16 protein-coding genes are annotated in these 21,812 nt (G+C 63.7%); 8 read left to right on the top strand and 8 right to left on the bottom strand.

Annotated elements, in window-relative coordinates; genetic code table 11:
* Position 1 precedes the first annotated feature (1 nt).
* The gene (xdhB, locus tag VWZ85_RS07270) at positions 2 to 2,368 is read right to left on the bottom strand and encodes a xanthine dehydrogenase molybdopterin binding subunit (protein ID WP_416587572.1); all 2,367 of its coding nucleotides are present in this window, start codon (positions 2,366 to 2,368) and stop codon (positions 2 to 4) included.
* Positions 2,368 to 3,762: a xanthine dehydrogenase small subunit gene (gene xdhA / locus VWZ85_RS07265; protein ID WP_416587571.1), complete on the bottom strand. Its 1,395-nt coding sequence runs from the start codon at positions 3,760 to 3,762 to the stop codon at positions 2,368 to 2,370. Before xdhA ends, xdhB begins: the two co-directional genes overlap by 1 nt.
* Positions 3,763 to 4,157: 395 nt before the next feature.
* Between xdhA and dnaE the strand changes: the two genes are divergently transcribed.
* Both dnaE and VWZ85_RS07255 read left to right on the top strand, forming a co-directional pair.
* The gene (gene dnaE / locus VWZ85_RS07260; RefSeq protein WP_416587569.1) at positions 4,158 to 7,670 is read left to right on the top strand and encodes a DNA polymerase III subunit alpha; all 3,513 of its coding nucleotides are present in this window, start codon (positions 4,158 to 4,160) and stop codon (positions 7,668 to 7,670) included.
* A 109-nt stretch (positions 7,671 to 7,779) separates the two neighbouring features.
* A complete protein-coding gene (locus VWZ85_RS07255) occupies positions 7,780 to 8,310 on the top strand; it encodes a GNAT family N-acetyltransferase (RefSeq protein ID WP_416540902.1) in 531 nt (176 codons plus the stop codon).
* A 6-nt stretch (positions 8,311 to 8,316) separates the two neighbouring features.
* On the opposite strand, the gene VWZ85_RS07250 is transcribed toward VWZ85_RS07255, so the two are convergent.
* On the bottom strand, positions 8,317 to 9,519 hold the full coding sequence (locus tag VWZ85_RS07250; protein ID WP_416536584.1) for an ROK family transcriptional regulator: 1,203 nt from the start codon (positions 9,517 to 9,519) through the stop codon (positions 8,317 to 8,319).
* A gap of 168 nt (positions 9,520 to 9,687) precedes the next feature.
* On the opposite strand from VWZ85_RS07250, the gene VWZ85_RS07245 reads away from it, so the two are divergent.
* The 6 genes from VWZ85_RS07245 (at position 9,688) to VWZ85_RS07220 (ending at position 14,847) form a co-directional block, all read left to right on the top strand.
* Positions 9,688 to 10,704, top strand: coding sequence for a sugar ABC transporter substrate-binding protein (locus tag VWZ85_RS07245; protein WP_340547455.1), 1,017 nt, complete (start codon positions 9,688 to 9,690; stop codon positions 10,702 to 10,704).
* A gap of 169 nt (positions 10,705 to 10,873) precedes the next feature.
* Positions 10,874 to 11,935 carry an ABC transporter permease gene (locus VWZ85_RS07240; protein WP_340547454.1) on the top strand — a complete coding sequence of 354 codons (1,062 nt, stop codon included), beginning with the start codon at positions 10,874 to 10,876 and terminating at the stop codon, positions 11,933 to 11,935.
* Positions 11,935 to 12,711, top strand: coding sequence for an ATP-binding cassette domain-containing protein (locus VWZ85_RS07235; protein ID WP_340547453.1), 777 nt, complete (start codon positions 11,935 to 11,937; stop codon positions 12,709 to 12,711). Before VWZ85_RS07240 ends, VWZ85_RS07235 begins: the two co-directional genes overlap by 1 nt.
* Positions 12,708 to 13,352 carry a nucleoside/nucleotide kinase family protein gene (locus tag VWZ85_RS07230; RefSeq protein WP_416536585.1) on the top strand — a complete coding sequence of 215 codons (645 nt, stop codon included), beginning with the start codon at positions 12,708 to 12,710 and terminating at the stop codon, positions 13,350 to 13,352. Before VWZ85_RS07235 ends, VWZ85_RS07230 begins: the two co-directional genes overlap by 4 nt.
* Positions 13,349 to 14,320 carry a carbohydrate kinase family protein gene (locus VWZ85_RS07225; RefSeq protein ID WP_416554419.1) on the top strand — a complete coding sequence of 324 codons (972 nt, stop codon included), beginning with the start codon at positions 13,349 to 13,351 and terminating at the stop codon, positions 14,318 to 14,320. The genes VWZ85_RS07230 and VWZ85_RS07225 overlap by 4 nt, the downstream gene beginning before the upstream one ends.
* A 134-nt stretch (positions 14,321 to 14,454) precedes the next feature.
* Complete coding sequence (locus VWZ85_RS07220; protein WP_416595448.1) at positions 14,455 to 14,847, top strand: GFA family protein; 393 nt, start codon at positions 14,455 to 14,457, stop codon at positions 14,845 to 14,847.
* Positions 14,848 to 14,938: 91 nt separating this feature from the next.
* Here VWZ85_RS07220 and eda read toward each other — a convergent pair whose 3' ends face one another.
* From eda to VWZ85_RS07195, 5 genes are all read right to left on the bottom strand, one after another.
* Positions 14,939 to 15,586, bottom strand: coding sequence for a bifunctional 4-hydroxy-2-oxoglutarate aldolase/2-dehydro-3-deoxy-phosphogluconate aldolase (gene eda / locus VWZ85_RS07215; RefSeq protein WP_416587567.1), 648 nt, complete (start codon positions 15,584 to 15,586; stop codon positions 14,939 to 14,941).
* Positions 15,587 to 15,589: 3 nt separating this feature from the next.
* Positions 15,590 to 17,413 carry a phosphogluconate dehydratase gene (gene edd, locus VWZ85_RS07210; protein WP_416587566.1) on the bottom strand — a complete coding sequence of 608 codons (1,824 nt, stop codon included), beginning with the start codon at positions 17,411 to 17,413 and terminating at the stop codon, positions 15,590 to 15,592.
* Between the two features lie 68 nt (positions 17,414 to 17,481).
* Positions 17,482 to 18,942: a glucose-6-phosphate dehydrogenase gene (gene zwf, locus VWZ85_RS07205; RefSeq protein ID WP_340547448.1), complete on the bottom strand. Its 1,461-nt coding sequence runs from the start codon at positions 18,940 to 18,942 to the stop codon at positions 17,482 to 17,484.
* 49 nt (positions 18,943 to 18,991) lie between these two features.
* On the bottom strand, positions 18,992 to 20,632 hold the full coding sequence (pgi, locus tag VWZ85_RS07200; protein ID WP_416587565.1) for a glucose-6-phosphate isomerase: 1,641 nt from the start codon (positions 20,630 to 20,632) through the stop codon (positions 18,992 to 18,994).
* A gap of 174 nt (positions 20,633 to 20,806) precedes the next feature.
* On the bottom strand, positions 20,807 to 21,802 hold the full coding sequence (locus VWZ85_RS07195) for an ABC transporter ATP-binding protein (protein WP_416587563.1): 996 nt from the start codon (positions 21,800 to 21,802) through the stop codon (positions 20,807 to 20,809).
* Positions 21,803 to 21,812 lie beyond the last annotated feature (10 nt).

Genomic DNA, 21,812 nt, shown 5'->3' with positions numbered 1-21,812 from the left:
CTCAGGCCCCCGGCGCGATGCGACGCACCGCGCGCCAGATCTCCTCCGCCGTGGCGGGGGCATTGAGCGCAGGATAGGCGGGCGCGAAGTGCCCGACCGCATCACCAAGCGCCAGCCAGGCGGAAATCCCCAGCATAAAGGGCGGCTCTCCCACCGCTTTGGAGCGATAGATGCTGTCCTCGCGGTTCTGCCCATCCCAGAGGGCGACGTTGAACACATCGGGGCGATCCGAACAGGCGGGGATCTTGTAGGTGGAGGGCGCATGGGTGCGCAGATTGCCGGTCTGATCCCAGACCAGTTCCTCTGTGGTGAGCCAGCCTGCACCCTGCACGTAGGCGCCTTCGACCTGGCCGATATCCAGCGCCGGGTTCAGCGAGGCGCCGGCATCATGCAGCACGTCGGCGCGCAGAATGCGGTTTTCGCCGGTCAGGCGGTCGACGACAACTTCGGTGATCGCAGCGCCATAGGCAAAGTAGAAAAACGGCCGCCCCTTGCCCTGAATGCGGTCCCATTCCAGTTTCGGCGTCTTGTAGAACCCGGTGGCCGACAGGCTGATACGCCCCTCATAGCAGATCTGTGCTGCACGGGCGAAGGGCAGGGCCTCGGCGCCGATCCGCACCTCATCATCGGCAAACACCACCTCCGCTGCGGTGACCTGATAGCGCTCGGCCAGATGATCGGCCATACGGTCGCGAATGCTGTCGCAGGCGGCCTTTACCGCCATCCCGTTCAGATCGGTGCCGGAGGAGGCGGCGGTGGCCGAGGTATTGGGCACTTTGGCCGTGTCGGTGGCGGTGATCTTCACCTTTTCCAGCCCGATGCCAAAACGGCTGGCGGCCACCTGTGCCACCTTCTGGAATAGGCCTTGCCCCATCTCGGTGCCGCCATGGTTCAGATGGACCGAGCCGTCCTGATAGACATGCACCAGCGCACCCGCCTGATTGAGATGGGTGAGGGTGAAGGAAATGCCGAATTTGACTGGAGAAAACGCAATCCCGCGCTTGAGCCGCTCATTCCCGGCGTTCCATTTGGCGATCTCGACCTTGCGCGCGGCATAATCCGCGCTCTCCAGCAGCTGCCGGGTCATCCCGTGCAGCTCGAAATCGGTGACCTCCATCCCGTAGGGCGTGGTATTGTCCGTCTTCTGGCCGGATATCTTCTGGCCGGAAATATCCCGGGGGGAGGCCGCAGGCCGGGGGGCAGCGCCCCCGTCGCCCGCCGTTTGGGGGGCATCGTAATAGTTCTTCATGCGCAGATCGACCGGATCCAGCCCTAGCTTATGGGCCGCGTGATCCATCACCCGCTCGATCCCGACCATCCCCTGCGGACCGCCAAAGCCGCGATAGGCGGTGGCGCTCTGCCGGTTGGTCTTCAGCCGGTGGCTTTCGATGCGGATCGCGGGGATTGCATAGGCGTTGTCGCTGTGCAGCATGGCGCGGTCGGCCACCGGCAGCGACAGATCCTGCGCCCAGCCGCAATCGACCAGATGGGTGAACTCAACCCCCAGAATGCGCCCCTCGGCGTCAAAGCCCGCGCGGTAGGAAATGCGAAACGCGTGACGCTTGCCGGTGATGGTCATGTCGTCGTCGCGGTCATAGCGCATCTTGCAGGTCCGACCGGTGGCGCGTGCGGCGATGGCGCAGGCGACGGCCAGCGCGTTGCCCTGACTTTCCTTGCCACCAAAGCCGCCACCCATGCGCCGGGTCTCAACCCGCACGCTGTGCATCGGCAGGCCGATGGCCTCGGCCACCTTGTGCTGGATCTCGGTCGGGTGCTGGGTCGAGGAGTTGACCAGCATGCCGCCATCTTCCTGCGGCTGGGCGAGGGCGGCCTGACCTTCGAGGTAGAAATGCTCCTGCCCGCCAATGTCGAACGTATCTTCGACCACATGGGCGGCGGCGGAGATGGCGCTGCCTGCGTCGCCTTTGCTGTAGATGCGTGGGCCGTCTTCAAACCGGCTGTCGGCGGCCAGCGCATCCTCCAGCGTCAGGAGGGCCGGGCGTTCGGCGTAGCTGACCTGACCTTTGCGCGCGGCCACCCGCGCAGCGCGATGGGAGGTTGCCACCACCAGAAACACCGGCTGGCCGATATAGTGGACAGACCCCTTGGCCAGCAGCGGCTCGTCATGGGCAGACGGCGAGACGTCATTGTCAAACGGCAGATCTTCCGCCGTCAGCACGGCAACCACGCCATTGCTCTGGCGCACGGCGTCCAGCTCCAGTGCGGTGATGTCACCATGGGCCACGGTCGAAAGGCCAAAGGCCAGATGCAGGGTGTCGCGCGGGGTCGGGATGTCATCGACATAGCGCGCCTGACCGGTCACATGCAGCCGTGCCGCATCATGGGGGAGGGGTATTGCAACAGCCATCACTTCACCTCCAGCACATGTGTGGGTGCGCTTGTCTGGCCCAGATCGTCAAAGTAGCGTGCGAGCATATTTGCCGCAGCCTCCAGCCGGTAATCGGCAGAGGCGCGCATATCGTTCATCGGGGTGAAGTCGCGGGCAAATTCGCCCCGCGCGGTGGCGAGTGTTGCGGCCGACAGGTCTTGACCAATCAGGGCGGCCTCCACGTGGCTGGCGCGTTTGGGCACGCCCGCCATGCCGCCAAAGGCGATGCGCGCGGCGGTGATCCGGCCGGCGTCGACCGTCAGGTTAAAGGCCCCCAGAACGGCGGAGATATCCTGATCGAACCGTTTGGAGAGCTTGTAGACGCGCAAGCCATCGGTCTGCCCCTTCGGGCATGCGGGCAGGGTGATCGCCTCGACAAATTCACCGGGCTGGCGGTCCTGCTTGCCGTAGTCGATGAAGAAATCCTCAAGCGGCAGGCTGCGGCGGCTGTCGCCCTTGCGCAGCTCCAGCGTTGCACCAAGTGCGATCAGCGCAGGCGGATTGTCCCCGATGGGGGAGCCATTGGCGATATTGCCGCCGATGGTGGCGGCGGCGCGCACCTGCTGGCTGGCAAAGCGGCGCAGCATTTCGCCATAAGACGGATGCCGCGCGGCGAGGGCGCTGCGCAGCTGGTTCATATCCACCATCGCACCGATACGCAGGCTGCCGTCGGGCTGTTCGGAGATACCTTTCAGGTCATCGCAGCCATCGAGGAAAATCACATCCGACAGATCGCGCAGCTGTTTGGTCACCCAGAGACCGACATCCGTGGCGCCTGCAATCAGCGTCGCGTCCGGGCGGGCAGCATAGGCGGCGGCCAGCTGGTCGGCGGAGGTGGGGCGCAGAGACGTGGCATCGCCGCCTGTGTCAGGCAGGCTGATGGCATCTTCGCCGTGGATCCAGTCGGGGACGGGTTCGGCGCTGGCGGCCTCGGCGGCGCGGATGATCGGCGCATAGCCGGTGCAGCGGCAGAGATTGCCTGCCAGCTGGTCGTCGTGATCCGAGGCGCCAATTTTGTGGGCGGTCACCATCGACATGATGAACCCCGGCGTGCAGAAACCGCATTGGCTGCCGTGGTGGGTGATCATCGCCTCCTGCACCGGATGCAGCTGGCCATCGGGGCCGGCCGCGCCTTCGACGGTGCGGATGGATTTGCCGTGCAGCTGCGGCAGGAACAGGATGCAGGCATTGAGCGGTTTGGCGCCTTTGGCGTCGGTCACCATCACGGTGCAGGCGCCGCAGTCGCCCTCGTTGCAGCCTTCTTTGGTGCCGGTCAGCCCGCGTTCTTCGCGCAGCCAGTCCAGCAGCGTCGCCGTCGGAGAAACCTCCGTCAGCGCGACCTCTTCACCGTTCAGCCGAAAGGTGATTGTCATGTCAGAAACCCGTCGCGTTACTCTGGTTTTCCCTTGGTGCCATCCCTTCGATGCGACGTAGAAGACATGGCGGGCCTTGGTGGTTCCGTTGCCGATAGCCTAGAAAGCAGGCTGTTGTTCTGGCAAGGAAAAGTGACTCTGCCATGGAGTCGATACGGGGCGCAAGATCCTTGCTGAATACCGGCGTATGCTGTTATTTTTGAACGACTTTAGGTCAGATTGTCGCGGCGTTGATGGTTGGGTTCGATAAGACTTTCAAAGAAAGCAGAATAATAATCGCTGAATATTACGGCATCGGGTGAAACCTGCGCGGCGGAACGGGGGACGGGCAGGGTCGCGGCTTCTCCGGTGCGGAACCGCTTTAACCTTGGCGGCGCTGACGCTAGCTTGGCGGGATGACAAGCTCTCCCCGATTCATTCACCTGCGCACCCATACCGAATATTCGCTTCTGGAAGGCGCATTGCGGCTGAAGAAGCTGCCGGACCTGTGCAAGAAGCACGAGATGCCCGCGATTGCGGTGACCGACAGCAACAACCTGTTCTCGGCGCTGGAGTTTTCGGTGTCGGCCAGTGGCGCGGGGGTGCAGCCGATCATCGGCTGCCAGGTCGATCTGCGGTCTGCCGAGCCTGCCCCGGGCGAGCGGCCCAAACCGCCAGCGCCGCTGGTGCTGCTGGCGCAGAGCGAGACCGGCTATGAGCATCTGATGAAGCTCAATTCCTGCCTCTATCTGCGGCAGGGCAGCGAGCTGCCGCATGTGACGCTGGAGGAGCTGGCGCAATATGCAGGCGATGTGATCTGTCTGAGCGGCGGGCCGGACGGGCCGGTGGGGCGGCTGTTGCAGCAGGGGCAGCGCCCGGCGGCAGAGGCCCTGATGCAGCGGCTGAAAGCGATCTTTCCAGATCGGCTTTATGTGGAGTTGCAGCGCCATCCGGGCGAACACGGCCAGCCCGAGGCCGAACAGCTGACCGAGCGGGGCCATATCGAGATGGCCTATGCGATGGACCTGCCGCTGGTTGCCACCAATGATGTCTATTTCCCCAACACGGAAATGTATGAGGCCCATGATGCGATGATCTGTATCGCGGAAGGCGCCTATGTCGATCAGGTGGAGCCGCGCCGCAGGCTGACCGCGCAGCATTACTTCAAGAGCCAGGAGGAAATGGTCGCGCTGTTTGCCGACCTGCCCGAGGCGCTGGAAAACACCGTGGAGATCGCCAAACGCTGCGCTTTCATGGCCTATCGGCGCGATCCGATCCTGCCGAAGTTTGCCGATGACGAGGTGGCCGAATTGCGCCGCATCGCCAATGAGGGGCTGCAAAAACGTCTCGCCGTGATCCCCCATGCCGTCAGCGTCGAGGAGTATCAGGAGCGGCTGGATTTTGAGCTGGGCATCATCGAGGGGATGGGGTTCCCCGGCTATTTCCTGATCGTTGCGGACTTTATCCAATGGGCCAAGGATCACGACATTCCGGTGGGGCCGGGGCGGGGTTCCGGTGCGGGCTCGCTCGTGGCCTATGCGCTGACGATTACCGACCTTGACCCGCTGCGCTACAGCTTGCTGTTCGAACGCTTTCTCAACCCCGAACGGGTGTCGATGCCCGACTTCGACATCGACTTCTGCATGGATCGCCGCGAAGAGGTGATCAAATACGTGCAGGAGAAATATGGCCGCGACAAGGTGGGGCAGATCATCACCTTTGGCGCGCTGCTGTCGAAGGCGGCGGTGCGCGATATGGGGCGGGTTCTGCAGATGCCCTATGGCCAGGTGGATCGGCTGTCGAAGCTGATCCCGGTCGAAGGCGTGAAACCGATGTCGATTGTGGACAGTCTGCGCGAAGAGCCGCGGCTGCGCGAGGAGGCGGAGAACGAAGAGGTTGTCGACCGGCTGTTGAAATACGGCATGCAGGTTGAGGGGCTGTTGCGATCAGCGGGCACCCACGCGGCGGGCGTGGTGATCGGTGACCGACCACTGGATGCGCTGGTGCCGCTTTACCGCGATCCGCGCTCGGACATGCCCGCCACCCAGTTCAACATGAAATGGGTGGAACAGGCCGGTCTGGTGAAGTTCGACTTCCTCGGCCTGAAGACGCTCACCGTCATTCAGAACGCGATGGACCTGATTTTCCAGTCGGGCCGCGATCTGCATGTCACCGCCGATGGCACCCAGCTTTATGATCCGCCGGAGGGGGCGGAGAACCAGATCAACGCCATCCCGCTGGACGATGCCGTTACCTATGACCTTTATTCGCGGGCCAAGACGGTGGCGGTATTCCAGGTGGAATCCACCGGCATGATGGATGCGCTGAAGCGCATGAAACCCACCTGTATCGAGGACATTGTTGCGCTGGTGGCGCTCTATCGTCCGGGTCCGATGGAGAACATCCCGGTCTATTGCGAGGTCAAGAATGGACTGCGCAAGATCCAGTCGGTGCATCCGCTGATCGACCATATCCTTGAGGAAACCCAAGGCATTATCGTCTATCAGGAACAGGTGATGCAGATCGCCCAGGTGATGGCGAATTATACCCTTGGCGGTGCGGACCTATTGCGCCGCGCCATGGGTAAGAAGATCAAGGAGGCGATGGACGCCGAACGCCCCAAATTTGAAAAGGGGGCGGCAGAAAACGGCGTGCCTGCCAAGAAGGCGTCGGAGGTGTTCGACCTTCTGGAGAAATTCGCCAACTACGGCTTCAACAAATCGCACGCGGCGGCCTATGCGGTGGTCAGCTACCAGACCGGCTGGCTGAAGGCGAACCACCCGGTGGAGTTCATGGCTGGCGTCATGAACTGTGATATCCATCTGACGGATAAGCTGGCGATCTATTTCGAAGAGGTCAAAAAAGGCCTGAGCCTGCCCTATGTGCCGCCCTGTGTGAACCGCTCCGAGGCGACGTTCAATGTGGTCAAGGGCGAGCTGGTCTATGCGCTGGGCGCGCTGAAAAACGTCGGTGTCGAGGCGATGCGGCTGGTGACAACGGCGCGGCGCGAGAGTGGGCAGGACAAATCCTTTGCCACGCTGTTTGATTTTGCCCGCCGGGTAGATCTGAAAAAGGTCGGCAAGCGTCCGCTGGAAATGCTGGCGCGGGCGGGCGGCTTTGACCAGCTGGACAGCAACCGGCGCCGGGTGTTTGAGAGCCTCGGCGCGCTGGTGGATTATTCCGCCGCAGTGCATGATCAGCGCAATTCCAGCCAGGTATCGCTGTTTGGCGAGGCGGGCGAGGACCTGCCCGAACCGCGCCTGCCCAACGTGCCCGACTGGCTGCCCGCCGAACGGCTGTCGGAGGAGTTCAAGGCGATTGGTTTTTACCTCTCGGGCCATCCGCTGGACGACTATATGCCTGCGCTCAAACGCAAGGATGTGATGACGCTGGACGAGGTCACGGCCAAGGCCGAGCGCGGTCCCTTCATGGCGAAGATGGCCGGGGTTGTGGCCGGGCGGCAGGAACGCAAATCGGCGCGCGGCAACCGTTTTGCCTTTGCCCAGCTGTCGGACACCAGCGGCGGCTATGAGGTCACGCTGTTTTCCGAAGTGCTGGAGAAATCACGCGAATACCTGGAAACCGGTGCCAAGGTGGTGATCACCGCCGAGGCCACGATGGAAAGCGATCAGCTGAAGCTGCTGGTGCGATCTGTCGGGCCGGTGGATGCGGCGATTGCCGATGCCGGCCGCAGTTCGCTGCGGGTCTATATCTCGCAGGCAAGCGCAGTGGCGACGGTGGCGCAGGTGCTGGAAGACGCCAAGAAAGCTGCCCGCAACGCCTCGCGCGGGGAGGTCTATATGTACCTGCAGGATCCCGGCCTGCCCGGTGACGTTGAGATGGATCTGGGCCAGCCCTTCCCCATCAATCCCCAGATCAAAGGCGCCCTAAAGTCGCTGGACGGGGTGATGGATGTTGAGGAGATTTGACGGTGTAGACTGCCGTTTGCCCGGCTGACAGGCGCGGGCCGCGCCAAACCAGAACCTTGCCCATCATATTCCCACGCTGAATTTCCGATGAGAGAAAGGACCCATTGACGTGACCGACCATCCCGACTTTACCCTGCGGGTTGCAGATGTGGCGGATGCCTCCAGCTTGGCGGCGCTGTCGCTGGAGGTCTGGATCGGGACCTATCTGCGTGAAGGGGTGAGCGGGTTTTTTGCCGATTATGCACTGGCAGAGCTGACGGCGGCGCGGTTTGAGGCGCATCTGGCGAACCCGCAGGAGCATTTTATCGTCTCGCAAAATAGGGTCGGCATTGATGGCTATATCCGCATCAGTCGGGGCAGTCCGGGGCCTGTGCCAGGCTGTTCGGATGTGGAGATCACAACGCTCTATGTGCAGCCGCGCCACCACGGGCGGGGCATTGGGACTGCCTTGCTGCGGGCGGGGCTGGAATATTGCGTGGAGGAGGGCGTGCAATCCGTCTGGCTGGCCAGCAATGCCGAGAACGCGCCCGCCAAGGGGTTTTACCTGTCGCAAGGTTTTGACCGGATTGGCGAGACACGGTTTTTGATCGCGGATCAAGCCTATCCCAATGATGTCTTTGCGCGGGCCTGTTGCGGCTGATGGCGATCACAGGGCGGCGTTGAACACCGAGTTGGTGTCGAGCAGATATTGGGAGATGATCGGGCCGCTGGCAGCGCCGATGGCGCGGGCGTTGGGGCCGATGGCACCGGGGTCGATGCGCGGCAGGATCAGGCCACGGGCGTCGAGAGTGGACAAGGCTGTGCGGGTACGCTCGACCAGGGCGCTGCGCACGCTGTCGGGCAGGGCGCCGTCGATCAGCACCGCCTCGAAGTCGATGACCGCGCAGGTGGCGAGGCTGGCGCGGGCGATGGCGTCGGCGGCCTGATCGAGCCAGGGGGTCAGCTCCGCCTCGAACCCGGACCAGTGCATCGGCAGCTGCCAGAGCTGGCCGGGATCCTTGCCCGCATCGCGCAGCCGCTGTTCGAGCAGATGGATGGAGGCGAGATCCAGCAGCTTGGTTTCCTGCCCGTCCGGACCCAGCATCGACAGGGACCCAAGCGCGCCGGCATTGCCCTGATTGCCCTCAAGCACGCGGTGGTTCAGCACCACGCCACCGCCGATAAAGGCGCCGACAAAGAAATAGGCATAATCGCGATAGGCCTTGCCCCGGCCATACATATGCTCGGCCCGGCAGGCGGCGGTGGCGTCATTCACGACATGTACGGGCAGGGTGCTGAAGCGCGCTATTTCAGACGCGAAATCAACCGTTTGCCAAGCCGCAAGCGCCTCTGCCGGGGCATTGATCTGGGCGTGCCAGGTCCAAAGCTGAAAGGGGGCTGCCACGCCAATGCCGCAGATGCGGGGCAGCAGGTCTGCGGGCAGCGCGGCCTCCATCTGGGCGATGCTGTCGCGCAGGAAATCGAAGACCACGGCGGGGGTGGGATAGGGGTAGCGCAGGCGCAGCTGCTGGCGCACCGCACCGCAGACATCCATCAAGAGCACTTCGACACTGCGGCGGCCGATCTTCAGCCCATAGGAAAACAGGCCATCGGGATTGAGGCCCATAGGGACCGAAGGTTTGCCGACCCGGCCGCGCTGCGTTTCGCCACGCTGCAACAGCCCGTCGGTTTCCAGTTTGCGCAGGATGACAGAGACAGTCTGCGGCGACAGGCCGGTGCCACGGGCCAGCGCGCTGCCGGGCATCGGGCCGTGGCGTTGCAGCAGGGACAGGATGAGCCGTTCGTTGAAGACGCGCACGCCGGTCTGATTGACACCGCCGCTCAGGGATCTGACTTGCTCATGTTCCATGCGGCGGACCCTAATCACGCTTTGAGACCTAAGAAAAGTGCGAAGATCGACTTAATAAGTCAAGTTGATTTATATATTGACAGAGAGGCCAGAATCACGGCCCACTATGGGCGACACGACGGTTTGCCCGTCCTGTTTTGTTGCGTTGTGATGCTGAGGGAGGACATCATGAAGAAGATCCTACTGGGAACAGCCGTTGGAATTGCTGCCATGACCGGCAGCGCCTTTGCCGCAGAGGGTGTGACGGCCTGCCTGATCACCAAGACCGATACCAATCCGTTTTTCGTCAAGATGAAAGAGGGCGCCGAGGCCAAGGCGGCGGAGCTGGGCATGACGCTCAAGAGCTTTGCCGGGAAGGTGGATGGCGACCATGAAACCCAGGTTGCCGCGATTGAGACCTGCATTGCCGATGGCGCCAAGGGCATCCTGCTGACCGCCTCCGATACCTCGTCGATTGTACCGGCGGTGCAGCAGGCGCGCGATGCGGGGCTGGTGGTGATTGCGCTGGACACGCCGCTGGAGCCGATCGACTCGGCCGATGCGACATTTGCCACCGACAATTTCCTGGCTGGTGAGCTGATTGGCAAATGGGCGGCGGCGAGCCTTGGCGATGAGGCGGCCAATGCCAAGATCGCGATGCTGGACCTTGCTGTCAGCCAGCCCACCGTGGGCGTGCTGCGCGATCAGGGCTTCCTGCAGGGGTTCGGCATTGATCTTGGCGATCCCAACAAATGGGGCGATGAGACCGATCCGCGCATTGTCGGCAATGACATCACCGCAGGCAATGAAGAGGGCGGTCGCCGCGCGATGGAGAACCTGCTGGCGAAGGACCCGATGATCAATGTGGTCTATACCATCAATGAACCCGCCGCTGCCGGTGCCTATGAGGCGCTGAAGGCAATCGGGCGTGAAAACGACGTGCTGATTGTCTCGGTCGATGGTGGCTGTCCCGGCGTGCAGAACATCAAGGACGGCGTCATCGGTGCGACCTCGCAGCAGTATCCGCTGCTGATGGCGTCCAAGGGGATCGAGGCGATCAGCGCCTGGGCCACCACGGGCGAGAAGCCTGCGCCGACACCGGGCAAGGCGTTCTTTGACACCGGCGTGGCGCTGGTGACCGATCAGCCTGCCGAGGGCGTCGAGAGCATCGACACCGAAGAGGGCATGAACCTCTGCTGGGGGTGATCAGGTGACACACCCCTTAGAGGCAGGCCAGACAAGGGGCTGTTAGCCAAGGCGAGCCATGGGGGCGGTGGAAACATCGCCCCTTCTGCACCGCTGCGATCCCTGTCGCAGCCGCATCCCCGGCTGTGGGTGTCAGGCCCATCGGACGCCGGATCTTACGGAGACAGATATGACCACGCCCCACAGCTATGAAGCGGCGGCCAGCGGCAGCCCCGAGGCCGTTGCGGATTTTGACCAGGGAGAGGCCTCCTTTATCAGCCGGTTGCAGCATCTGCTGCATGTGACGCCATCGCTGGTGCCGCTGATCGTGCTGGTGCTGTCGGTGATCGTCTTTGGGCTGCTGCTGGGCTCGAAGTTCTTTTCGCCCTTTGCGCTGACGCTGATCCTGCAACAGGTGGGCATTGTCGGCATTGTGGCCTGCGCGCAGTCGCTGGTGATCCTGACGGCAGGTATCGACCTGTCGGTGGGGGCGATCATGGTGCTGAGCTCGGTGGTGATGGGTCAGTTCACCTTTCGCTACGGGGTGCCGCCGGAAATCGCGGTGGTCTGCGGACTGATCTGCGGCACCCTCTGCGGCTTTATCAACGGCTGGCTGGTGGCGCGGATGAAGCTGCCGCCGTTTATCGTGACGCTGGGCATGTGGCAGATCGTGCTGGCGACGAATTTCCTCTATTCCGCAAATGAGACCATTCGCAGCCAGGTGATCGCCACCGACGCGCCGCTGTTGCAGCTGTTTGGCGAGAAGATCAAGATTGGTGGTGCGGTCTTCACCTATGGTGTGATTTTCCTGGTCATTCTGGTGGTTCTGCTGGCCTATGTGCTGCGGCATACGGCCTGGGGGCGGCATGTCTATGCGGTTGGCGATGACCCGGAGGCGGCGGAGCTGTCGGGGGTCAAGGTGAACCGCGTGTTGATCTCGGTCTATATGCTGTCGGGGCTGATCTGCGCTTTTGCAGGCTGGGCGATGATCGGGCGGATCGGGTCGGTCTCGCCGACCTCGGGACAGCTCGCCAATATCGAGAGCATCACGGCGGTGGTGATCGGGGGCATTTCGCTGTTTGGCGGTCGCGGCTCGATCCTGGGGGCATTCTTCGGCGCGCTGATCGTGGGCGTCTTTACCCTGGGGCTGCGCCTGCTGGGGGCGGATGCGCAGTGGACCTATCTGCTGATCGGCCTGCTTATCATTGCCGCGGTGGCGGTAGACCAGTGGATCAGAAAGGTATCGGTCTGATGGAACCCATTTTGAAAGCCCGAGGTCTGGTAAAGCGCTATGGGCGTGTCACGGCGCTGGACCATTGCGATTTCGATCTGATGCCGGGGGAGATTCTGGCGGTGATCGGTGACAATGGCGCCGGGAAATCCTCGCTGATCAAGGCGATCTCCGGCGCGGTGATCCCCGACGCGGGCGAGGTCTGGCTGGAGGGGCGAAAGGTGGCGTTCCAGTCGCCGATTGATGCCCGTGAAGAGGGGATCGAGACGGTCTATCAGACGCTGGCGATGTCGCCTGCGCTGTCGATTGCCGACAATATGTTCATGGGGCGGGAGCTGCGCAAACCCGGCTGGCGGGGCAATCTGCTGCGGCAGCTGGATCGCGCGCGGATGGAGCAGATTGCCCGCGACAAGCTGAATGAGCTGGGGCTGATGACCATTCAGAACATCAATCAGGCAGTGGAGACGCTGTCGGGTGGTCAGCGTCAGGGCGTGGCCGTGGCGCGGGCGGCGGCCTTTGGGTCCAAGGTGATTATTCTGGACGAGCCAACGGCGGCGCTGGGCGTGAAGGAAAGCCGCCGGGTGCTGGAGCTGATCCAGGACGTGCGGTCGCGCGGCATCCCGATCATCCTGATCAGCCACAACATGCCGCATGTGTTCGAGGTTGCCGATCGCATTCACGTGCATCGGCTGGGCAAGCGGCTTTGCGTGATCGACCCCAAACAGCACAGCATGTCCGATGCGGTGGCCTATATGACTGGCGCGCAGGACCCATCCGGGGATCTGACAGCAGCATGACACGGGACATGACATATCTGGCGGATCTGGTGACCGCCGTGCAGGCGCTGCCCGTTGCCGATGGGCGCGCGCGCCGTCTGGTGGCGCTGGCGGGCGCGCCGGGCAGCGGCAAATCCACTCTGGCGGAGCTGCTGGTGCGGGCGCTCTGCGCCAATGGCACACCGGCGTCGGTGGTGCCGATGGATGGGTTTCATCTGGACAACGGGCTGCTGTCCGAAATGGATCTGCTGGCGCGGAAAGGCGCGCCCGAGAGCTTTGATGCGGCGGGGTTTCAGCGGCTGATGGCGGCGATGGCGACAGAGGAGGAGGTGGTCTATCCGCTGTTCGACCGGGCGCAGGATATCGCCATTGCAGGCGCAGCGCGGGTTGATGCAGGGGTCGAGGTTGCCGTGGTCGAGGGCAATTACCTGCTGTTCGACGCGCCCGTCTGGCGGGATCTGGCGGCAATCTGGGATTTGTCGGTCCGGGTCGATGTGCCGCGCGAGGTGCTGCGGGAGCGGCTTGTGGCGCGCTGGCAGGCCCATGGGCTGAGCGACGCCGAGGCCGAGGCACGGGCCGAGCGCAACGATATGGTCAATGCCGATCGTATCGCCGAGGCGGCGCTGCCTGCGGATGTGATCTGGAAAGGTGAGACAGAATGATCCTGTGTTGTGGCGAGGCGCTGATCGACATGATCCCGGCACCGGTCGCGGGAGCCGTGCCAATGGTGGACGGCGCGGACGCGCAGACCGGTTTTGTGCCCCATTGCGGCGGCGCAGTGTTCAACACCGCAATCGCTCTGGGGCGGCTGGGGCAGGCAACCGGCCTGTTCACCGGCCTGTCGCGGGATCTCTTCGGGCAGCAGCTGATGTCGGCGCTCGACGCGTCGCATGTGGATCACGCGCTGGCGGAGGTCTCTGATCAGCCGACCACACTGGCATTTGTGCATCTGAAGGATGGCCATGCGGCCTATCATTTCTTTGACGAGAATTCGGCCGGGGCCAGCCTGCGACCGGACCGGCTGCCCGAGTTGCCGGAACAGGTCAAGACGCTGTTCTTCGGGGGGATATCCTTGTGCAACGGCGCGGCGGCTGAGACCTACGCGCGTCTGGCCGCGCGGGAAACCGGACAGCGCATTATCATGATTGACCCCAATGTGCGGGCCGGGTTTGCCAGCGACGAGGCGGCCTATCGCAGGCGGCTCACGGCGATGGTGGCAGGGGCCGGGATCGTCAAGGTATCGGATGAGGATCTGCACTGGATCTATCCGGGCGACGCTCCGATTGAGGACAAGATCCGGCAGGTTCTGGCCGCAGAGGCAGGACAGGGCCCCGGCTTGGTGATCCTCACCTTGGGCAGCAAGGGCGCCAAGGGCTATCTGCGCTCCGGCCCGACGGTGGAGGTGCCCGCACAGGCGGCGGAGGTGGCCGATACGGTGGGCGCGGGCGACACGTTCAACGCAGGCTTTCTGGCGGCAGCGAGCGAGGCAGGCGTGCTGGAGGATGCCGCCAGCGGCGCAATGGATCTGGAGCAGCTGCGGGCCTGTCTGGGCTATGGCGCACGGGCCGCCGCCGTCACCGTTTCCCGCCCCGGTGCCAATCCGCCCTGGCGCGACGAGCTGGCGGGCTAGGGCCGCGATCCAACATTTGATCTGCTGAGGCGCCAGCCGGTCACAACTGCCGGTGTGGCGCTTTGCGTTGGGGATTGTCAGGGATCATATGTTCACGTAATGTTCTCACGAATTGTCTAGTGAAGGATTATCAGATGATTGAGGGGAGCTGTTGCTGTGGAACGGTCAAATTCCGACTGAAGGCGGAACCATCCATGATGGGGACCTGCCATTGTTCGCGTTGCCGAAAGGCAGGGGCGAGCACCATCGTTTTTGTCAAGCGGGAGGATCTGAGCTGGGTTGAGGGCAAAGATCAGGTGGCCCTGTACCAGCCGACTGCGCCTTACAAATACGGCAGATGTTTCTGCAGGGTCTGCGGCAGCTCGCTTGGGGAGATCCTGTCAGAGGAGGACAGTTTCCCGATTGCCGCAAATGCGCTGGACAGCGAGATTGCGACGAGAAACCGGTTTCATGAATTCGTGTCGGAGAAGCCTGGCTGGTACGAGATTTGCGACGATGCGCCAAAATCCAGCGGCCATCCGGCCTGATCGATCTGGATCTAGACCCATAGGGGCGTGACTGCCCCGCAGCGCCGTATTGCACGGGGCTGCGGGGGATGGGGGCTTCGGGTCTGCGCGGTCAGCGTGCCAGTTGGCTTGCGGCGCGGGCGAGGTCGCGGATGCCGTCCCAGTCGCCTGCCTCAACCAGTTTGGACGGGGCGACCCAGCTGCCGCCGGCACAGACCACATTGGACAGCGACAGGTAGCTGTCTGCATTGTCCGGGCTGACGCCGCCGGTGGGGCAGAAGCTGATCTGCGGCAGGGGAGCGCCGATGGCCTTGAGCGCGGGAGCGCCGCCGGAGGCCTCAGCCGGGAAGAATTTCAGCATGTCATAGCCGCGGTCCAGAAGGCGCATCGCCTCGGAGGCGGTGGCGGCACCGGGCAGCATGGGCAGACCGGCGGTCTCGGCCGCGTCCAGCAGCGTGTCGGTGGCGCCGGGGGAGACGCCGAATTGCGCACCGGCCGCAACGGCGCGGGTCACATCCTCCGGCGTGATCAGCGTGCCGGCGCCAACAACGCCGCCCTCGACCTTGGCCATTTCGGCAATCACATCCAGCGCGGCGGGGGTGCGCAGGGTGACCTCCAGCGCGGGCAGGCCACCGGCGACCAGGGCCTCGGCCAGCGGGCGGGCGTGGGCGACGTCATGGACAACCAGCACCGGCACGATCGGGGCCAGCTGGCAGATCTCGCGGGCGCGGGCGCTGGCATCTTTTGGGGTGATGGGCATGGGTCAGTCTCCGATCAGGGTCGAGAATACGGTGGCGCCGGTGTCGGCCGAGGTGACGGAATTGCGGAACAGTGCGAACATCTCGCGGCCGGTGCCGTGCTGATAGGCGGAGAGGTCGGCCACCACGGGGGCGCGGTCGTCAAAGCCCTCGGCCTTGACCTCCAGCGTCCCGGTGAGGGCATCAACCCGCACCATGTCACCGTCGCGCAGTTTGGAAATCGGACCACCATCCAGCGCCTCCGGCACCACATGGATGGCGGAGGGGATCTTGCCCGAGGCGCCGGACATGCGGCCATCGGTGACCAGCGCCACCTTCTGGCCGCGCCCCTGCATGATGCCGAGGAACGGCGTCATCGAGTGGAGTTCCGGCATTCCGTTGGCCTTTGGCCCCTGGAAGCGGACCACGATCACCACATCGCCCTTGTCCAGCTCACCCGCCTTGAAGGCGGCTTTGGCCTCCTCCTGATCATGAAAGACGCGGGCGGGGGCCTCGACGATGCGGTGCTCTTCGGCCACGGCGGAGATCTTCATCACGCCGGTGCCGAGGTTGCCGGAGAGGCGGGAGAGCCCGCCGGTGGGCTGGAAGGGGGCGCTGGCGGGGCGAATGATCTTGTCGTTGAGGGTCTCGCCGGAGCCGGGTTTCCAGACCAGACCTTCGCCGGTGAGGAAGGGTTCGCTGGTGTAGCGGTCCAGCCCGGTGCCCGCCACGGTTTTGGTGTCGGGATGCAGATGGCCGGAGTTCAGCAGCTGGCCGATCACATAGCCAAGCCCGCCAGCCGCGTGGAAGTGGTTCACATCGGCCAGACCGTTGGGATAAACCCGCGCCAGCAGCGGCACCACGTCAGAGAGTTCGGAGAAATCCTGCCAGTCCAGAATGATGCCGCCGGCGCGGGCCATGGCGATCAGGTGGATCAGCAGATTGGTGGAGCCGCCGGTGGTCATCAGCCCGACGATGCCGTTCACATAGGCGCGTTCATCAAGGATGTCGCAGACCGGTGTGTAATCATTGCCAAGCGCGCTGAGCGCGAGGGCGCGGCGGGCGCCTTCCTCGGTCAGCGCGGCGCGCATGTCGGTGCCGGGATTGACGAAGGAGGAGCCGGGCAGGTGCAGGCCCATGAACTCCATCAGCATCTGGTTGGTATTTGCGGTGCCGTAGAAGGTGCAGGTGCCGGGGCCGTGATAGGCGGCCATCTCGGATTTCAGCAGCTCGTCGCGCCCGATTTCACCGGCGGCGAACTTCTGGCGGACCTTGGCCTTGTCATCATTGGAGATGCCGGAGGTCATCGGGCCTGCGGGGAGGAACACGGCGGGCAGATGGCCAAAGACCTGCGCGCCAATGACCAGACCCGGCACGATCTTGTCACAGACGCCGAGATAGACAGTGGCATCGAACACGTTGTGGCTAAGGGCGATGCCGGTGGCCATGGCGATGGTATCGCGGGAGAACAGGCTGAGCTCCATCCCCGCCTCGCCCTGGGTGACGCCATCGCACATGGCAGGGACCCCACCGGCCACCTGCGCAGTGCCGCCGACGCGGCGCACGGCGTCGCGGATCCGCTGCGGATAGGTTTCAAACGGCTGATGCGCCGAGAGCATGTCGTTATAGGCGGTGACAATGCCGAGGTGTCCGGCGGTGCCTTCGGCGAGGGACATCTGGTCCTCGCCGGTGGCGGCATAGGCATGGGCCTGACCGCTGCACGACAGATGGGCGCGGGCGGGGCCTTTGCCCTTGGCGGCGCGCATCCGGTCGAGATAGGCGGCGCGAGGTTTGGCGCTGCGGGCGATAATTCGGTCTGTGACGTCGCGGAGTGTCTGGTTCAAACGCATCGGGTGCCTCTTTCAGTCGTCAGGTGCCGGTTGGTCGTGGGTCTCAGTGGCGGGGTGGGCGGGCAGGCTCAGGAGCCGATGCCACGCCAGCGGCGATTGTCGCGGTGCATCAGCAGCAGCGCGTCCTCTGGCCCGGAGCTCCCGGGATCATAGGGCTGCGGGGTGTCATTGCTGTTGTCAGCCCAACCCGCGATGATGGGATCGGCCCAGGCCCAGGCGGCCTCGACCTCATCGCCGCGCATGAACAGCGTCTGGTTGCCGCGGATCACATCCATGATCAGCCGTTCATAGGCGTCCTGCGGCCGGCCAGCCTCTGGCAGGCTGTCGGCAAAGGTCATGTCCAGATTGGCGCCGGTCAGACGCATGCCGCCGGGGCCGGGATCCTTGATCGTGGTGCGCAGGGTGATGCCTTCGTCCGGTTGCAGGCGGATCACCAGCACATTGCCCTTGATACCGCCGGTGCCGGTGTCCTCGGCAAAGATGTTATGCGGCGGATCGCGAAAGAAGACGGCGATTTCCGACTCGCGGGCGCGCAGGCATTTGCCGGTGCGCAGATAAAACGGCGTGCCGGCCCATCGCCAGTTGGCGACCTCCACCTTCATCGCGATAAAGCTTTCGGTGGTGCTGGAAGGGTTGCCTGCGTGCTCGCGGTAGGATTCTCCCTCCGGGCCGCGATATTGGCCACGGGCGATCTGATCCGGGGCGACGGGGTTCAGCGCCTCGATCACCTTCACCTTTTCGTCGCGCACGGCGTTGGGGGTGAAACGGGCGGGGGGCTCCATCGCGGTAAGGCACAGAAGCTGCATCAGGTGGTTCTGGACCATATCGCGCATGGCGCCGGATTTGTCGTAATATTCGCCGCGCCCTTTGACGCCGATGCTTTCGGCGACGGTGATCTGCACATGGTCGATGTGGGAGGAATTCCACAGGGGTTCAAACAGCGAATTGGCAAAGCGCAGGGCCATCAGGTTCTGGACGGTCTCTTTGCCCAGATAATGGTCGATCCGGTAGATCTGATGTTCTTCGAAATTGGCGCGCAAGGCGGCGTTCAGCGCCTGGGCCGAGGCCAGATCATGGCCGAAGGGTTTTTCCAACACGATGCGGCTGTCGGGGGTGGCGATCCCGGTGGAGCGCAGACGGCCGGCGATATCGGGGAACAGGCTGGGCCCGACCGAGAGGTAGAAGGCGCGGATGGCATCGTCGCGCAGCAGATCGCCAAGCGCCTGCCAGCCATTGTCGCCGCGCGCATCGACGGCGGTGTAATGCAGCAGAGTGACGAAGGCTGCGATTTCGTCGTCGCTGGTTTCGCCCGGTTGGCCAAAGGTGCGGATGGCATCGGCGACCATCTGCTGGAAGCCTTTGCGGTCCATGTCGCTGCGGGAGGTGCCGATAATGCGGCAATCGTCGGAGAACTGGCCGATCTGGAAGCGGTGGAACAGGCTGGGCAGGATCTTGCGGCGGGCAAGATCCCCGGTCGCGCCAAACAGCACGAGATCAAAGGACTGGACGGGAATGACGCGGGAAACCATGGCTCTCTCTCTGACAGCTCGAAGGGGAAATTGGCGGTCTTTTTGGTGGCTAGGGTTGCGGTTGGGTGAGTTTCGACAGCAGGCCACGGGTGGAGCCGTCTTTGGCCTCATAAGCCTCGGCCGGAGCGCTGCCATCAACCAGCGGCAACAGGCTGACGGCCAGCTCCTTGCCCAGTTCGACGCCCCATTGATCAAAGGAGTTGAGCCCCCAGACCACACCTTCGACAAACACACGGTGTTCATATAGCGCGATCAGCTGGCCCAGCACGAAGGGCGTCAGCTTCGGATAGGCCAGGGTCACCGAGGGGCGGTTGCCTGCAAAGGCGAGATGGCCTGCCATCTGCTCCAGCGCGTCGCCGGTAAAGCCGCGTTTGGCAGCGATGGCGCGGGCCTCCTCGCGGGAGCGGCCCAGCATCAGGGCTTCGGACTGGGCGAGGCAGTTGGAGACCAGCAGCTGGTGGTGATCGGTCAGATCGCCCTCATGCGCCTCGGCGGCGATCAGGAATTCGGCAGGCACCACGCGGGTACCCTGATGCAGCAGCTGGTAGAAGGCGTGCTGGCCATTGGTGCCGGGTTCGCCCCAGACGATGGGACCGGAGTTGCGTGGCAGCGGGCTGCCATCCAGTGCGACGCTCTTGCCGTTGCTCTCCATGTCCAGCTGCTGGAGATAGGCCGGGAAGCGGGACAGGCGCTGGTCGTAGGGCAGAATGGCGCGGCTGCTGTAACCGCAGGTATTGTGGTGCCAGATCCCTGTGGCGGCCAGCATCACCGGCAGGTTCTCGCGAAACGGTGCGGTGCGGAAATGGCGGTCCATCGCCGCCCCGCCCGACAGGAACTCGCGGAAATTCGTGGCCCCGATGGCGATCATGATCGGCAGGCCAACCGGCCCCCAGAGCGAATAACGCCCGCCCACCCAATCGGCAAAGCCAAAGACCCGTTCGGGAGCAATGCCAAAGGCACCGGTTTTGTCCAGCGCGGTGGAAACGGCCGCCAGATGCGCAGAGGTGTCATCCCCCAGTGCGGCCCGCAGCCAGTCCTGCGCGGTGCGGGCATTGGTCATCGTCTCGATGGTGGTGAAGGTTTTGGAGGCGATGATCACCAATGTGGTCTGCGGATCCAGAGCTTTCAGCGTGTCGGCGATATGGGCACCATCGACGTTGGAGACGAAATGGCAGCGCGGACCGTCGTGGTAGGGCGCCAGCGCCAGCGTGGCCATCGCCGGGCCAAGGTCGGAGCCGCCGATGCCGATATTGATCACATCGGTGAATTTGGCGCCGGTGCTGGAGCGCAGGCTGCCATCGCGCAGCGCCTCGGCAAAGCTTTCCATCTGTTGCAGGGTCTGACGCACCGGCGGCAGGATATCCTCGCCATCGACCAGGATCGGCGCGTCAGTCTGTGCCCGCAGGGCGGTATGCAGAACGGCGCGGTCTTCGGTGGTGTTGATCTTCTCGCCCCGGAACATCTGGCTGATGCGATCGGCAAGACCGGCCTCGGCGGTGAGACGCTCCAGCAGCGAGAGCGCGGTGGCGTCCAGCGCGGTTTTGGAATAGTCCAGCAGCAGCCCGTCGGTTTCGGCGGAGAAGCTCTGAAACCGGTCTGGCGTCTCGAAGAGCGACAGGAGCGGGATATCGGCGGTCTCTGTCCGGTGCTGTTCCAGAAGCTGCCAGATCTGCGTCCGGGTCTGCGTCATCGTCGGTCTCCCTCGGTTGTCCTTGCCCCGTTGCGAATCACTCAAGGGCACCGCTGCCGATTAGTTAGCGCTAACATGTGCATTTGTAACGCCCTAATATAGCAGGCCGCGCGAATAGGCCCAAATCGGGCTGTCACGGGTGAACACGGGAGCCGGAATGAGGGGCGTGCCGGATCAGACCCGCTGACCCGCAGCATCAAAGGCGAGGCAGTTGGCGGGATCAAAGTCAAAGGTCAGCGTTTCGCCCACATGGGTGTCATGCTGACCAAAGAGGCGGGCGGTAAAGGTCAGATCCTCGCCCATGTCGACCAGAATATTGGTGTCGCCGCCCAGTTTTTCCACGTGAATCACCTCGCCTGTGAGTGGGCCATCCGGGCTGATGCGGGCATATTCCGGGCGAATGCCGATGAACTGTCCGGGGTTGCCGCCGAGACGCGGGGCGGGGACAAAATTCATGGCTGGTGCGCCAATGAATTCCGCCACAAAACGGTTGGCAGGATTGTTGTAAAGCTCCATCGGGGTGCCGACCTGTTCGATACGGCCGTCGCGCAGCACGACGATTTTATCCGCAAGGGTCATCGCTTCGATCTGGTCGTGGGTGACGTAGATCATGCTGGCCGACAGCTGACGGTGCAGGCGGGCGATTTCCAGACGGGTGTTCATGCGCAGGGCGGCATCGAGGTTGGAGAGCGGTTCGTCAAACAGGAACAGCTTGGGTTCGCGCACCACGGCGCGGCCAATGGCGACGCGCTGCCGCTGACCGCCCGACAGTTCCGAGGGGCGGCGATCAAGGTAGTCCTCCAGCGACAGCATCCGGCTGGCTTCGGCGACGCGGGCGGCGATTTCCTCCTTGGGCTGGCGTTCCTGTTTCAGGGCGAGCGCCATGTTTTCGCGCACGGTGAGATGCGGATAAAGCGCATAGGACTGGAACACCATGGCGATGCCGCGTTTGGCGGGGGGCGTGGTGGTGACGGTCTGGTCGCCGATGGTGATCTCACCCGCCGTGGCGTCCTCAAGCCCAGAGATCACCCGCAGAAGGGTGGATTTGCCACATCCCGACGGGCCGACAAAGACCACGAATTCGCCGTCCTCCACGGTGAGGTTGATATCTTTCAGCACCTCGACCGGGCCGAAGGATTTGCAGACATTGGTAAGCTGTAGGGCGGTCATGGCGGGGATC

Origin of the sequence: Phaeobacter sp. JH20_29 (assembly GCF_048056175.1) — a bacterium.
Lineage (GTDB): Bacteria > Pseudomonadota > Alphaproteobacteria > Rhodobacterales > Rhodobacteraceae > Phaeobacter > Phaeobacter bryozoorum.
Note: the sequence above shows the minus strand (reverse complement) of the source record. Positions and strands in the feature narration are given on the sequence as shown.

What these genes read in the sequence shown, in the direction of transcription:
- xdhB (WP_416587572.1), bottom strand. Translation starts at nt 2,368, where the DNA reads ATGGCTGTTGCAATACCCCTCCCCCATGATGCGGCACGGCTGCATGTG.
- xdhA (WP_416587571.1), bottom strand. Translation starts at nt 3,762, where the DNA reads ATGACAATCACCTTTCGGCTGAACGGTGAAGAGGTCGCGCTGACGGAG.
- dnaE (WP_416587569.1), top strand. Translation starts at nt 4,158, where the DNA reads ATGACAAGCTCTCCCCGATTCATTCACCTGCGCACCCATACCGAATAT.
- VWZ85_RS07250 (WP_416536584.1), bottom strand. Translation starts at nt 9,519, where the DNA reads ATGGAACATGAGCAAGTCAGATCCCTGAGCGGCGGTGTCAATCAGACC.
- VWZ85_RS07245 (WP_340547455.1), top strand. Translation starts at nt 9,688, where the DNA reads ATGAAGAAGATCCTACTGGGAACAGCCGTTGGAATTGCTGCCATGACC.
- VWZ85_RS07240 (WP_340547454.1), top strand. Translation starts at nt 10,874, where the DNA reads ATGACCACGCCCCACAGCTATGAAGCGGCGGCCAGCGGCAGCCCCGAG.
- VWZ85_RS07235 (WP_340547453.1), top strand. Translation starts at nt 11,935, where the DNA reads ATGGAACCCATTTTGAAAGCCCGAGGTCTGGTAAAGCGCTATGGGCGT.
- VWZ85_RS07230 (WP_416536585.1), top strand. Translation starts at nt 12,708, where the DNA reads ATGACACGGGACATGACATATCTGGCGGATCTGGTGACCGCCGTGCAG.
- VWZ85_RS07225 (WP_416554419.1), top strand. Translation starts at nt 13,349, where the DNA reads ATGATCCTGTGTTGTGGCGAGGCGCTGATCGACATGATCCCGGCACCG.
- VWZ85_RS07220 (WP_416595448.1), top strand. Translation starts at nt 14,455, where the DNA reads ATGATTGAGGGGAGCTGTTGCTGTGGAACGGTCAAATTCCGACTGAAG.
- eda (WP_416587567.1), bottom strand. Translation starts at nt 15,586, where the DNA reads ATGCCCATCACCCCAAAAGATGCCAGCGCCCGCGCCCGCGAGATCTGC.
- edd (WP_416587566.1), bottom strand. Translation starts at nt 17,413, where the DNA reads ATGCGTTTGAACCAGACACTCCGCGACGTCACAGACCGAATTATCGCC.
- zwf (WP_340547448.1), bottom strand. Translation starts at nt 18,942, where the DNA reads ATGGTTTCCCGCGTCATTCCCGTCCAGTCCTTTGATCTCGTGCTGTTT.
- pgi (WP_416587565.1), bottom strand. Translation starts at nt 20,632, where the DNA reads ATGACGCAGACCCGGACGCAGATCTGGCAGCTTCTGGAACAGCACCGG.
- VWZ85_RS07195 (WP_416587563.1), bottom strand. Translation starts at nt 21,802, where the DNA reads ATGACCGCCCTACAGCTTACCAATGTCTGCAAATCCTTCGGCCCGGTC.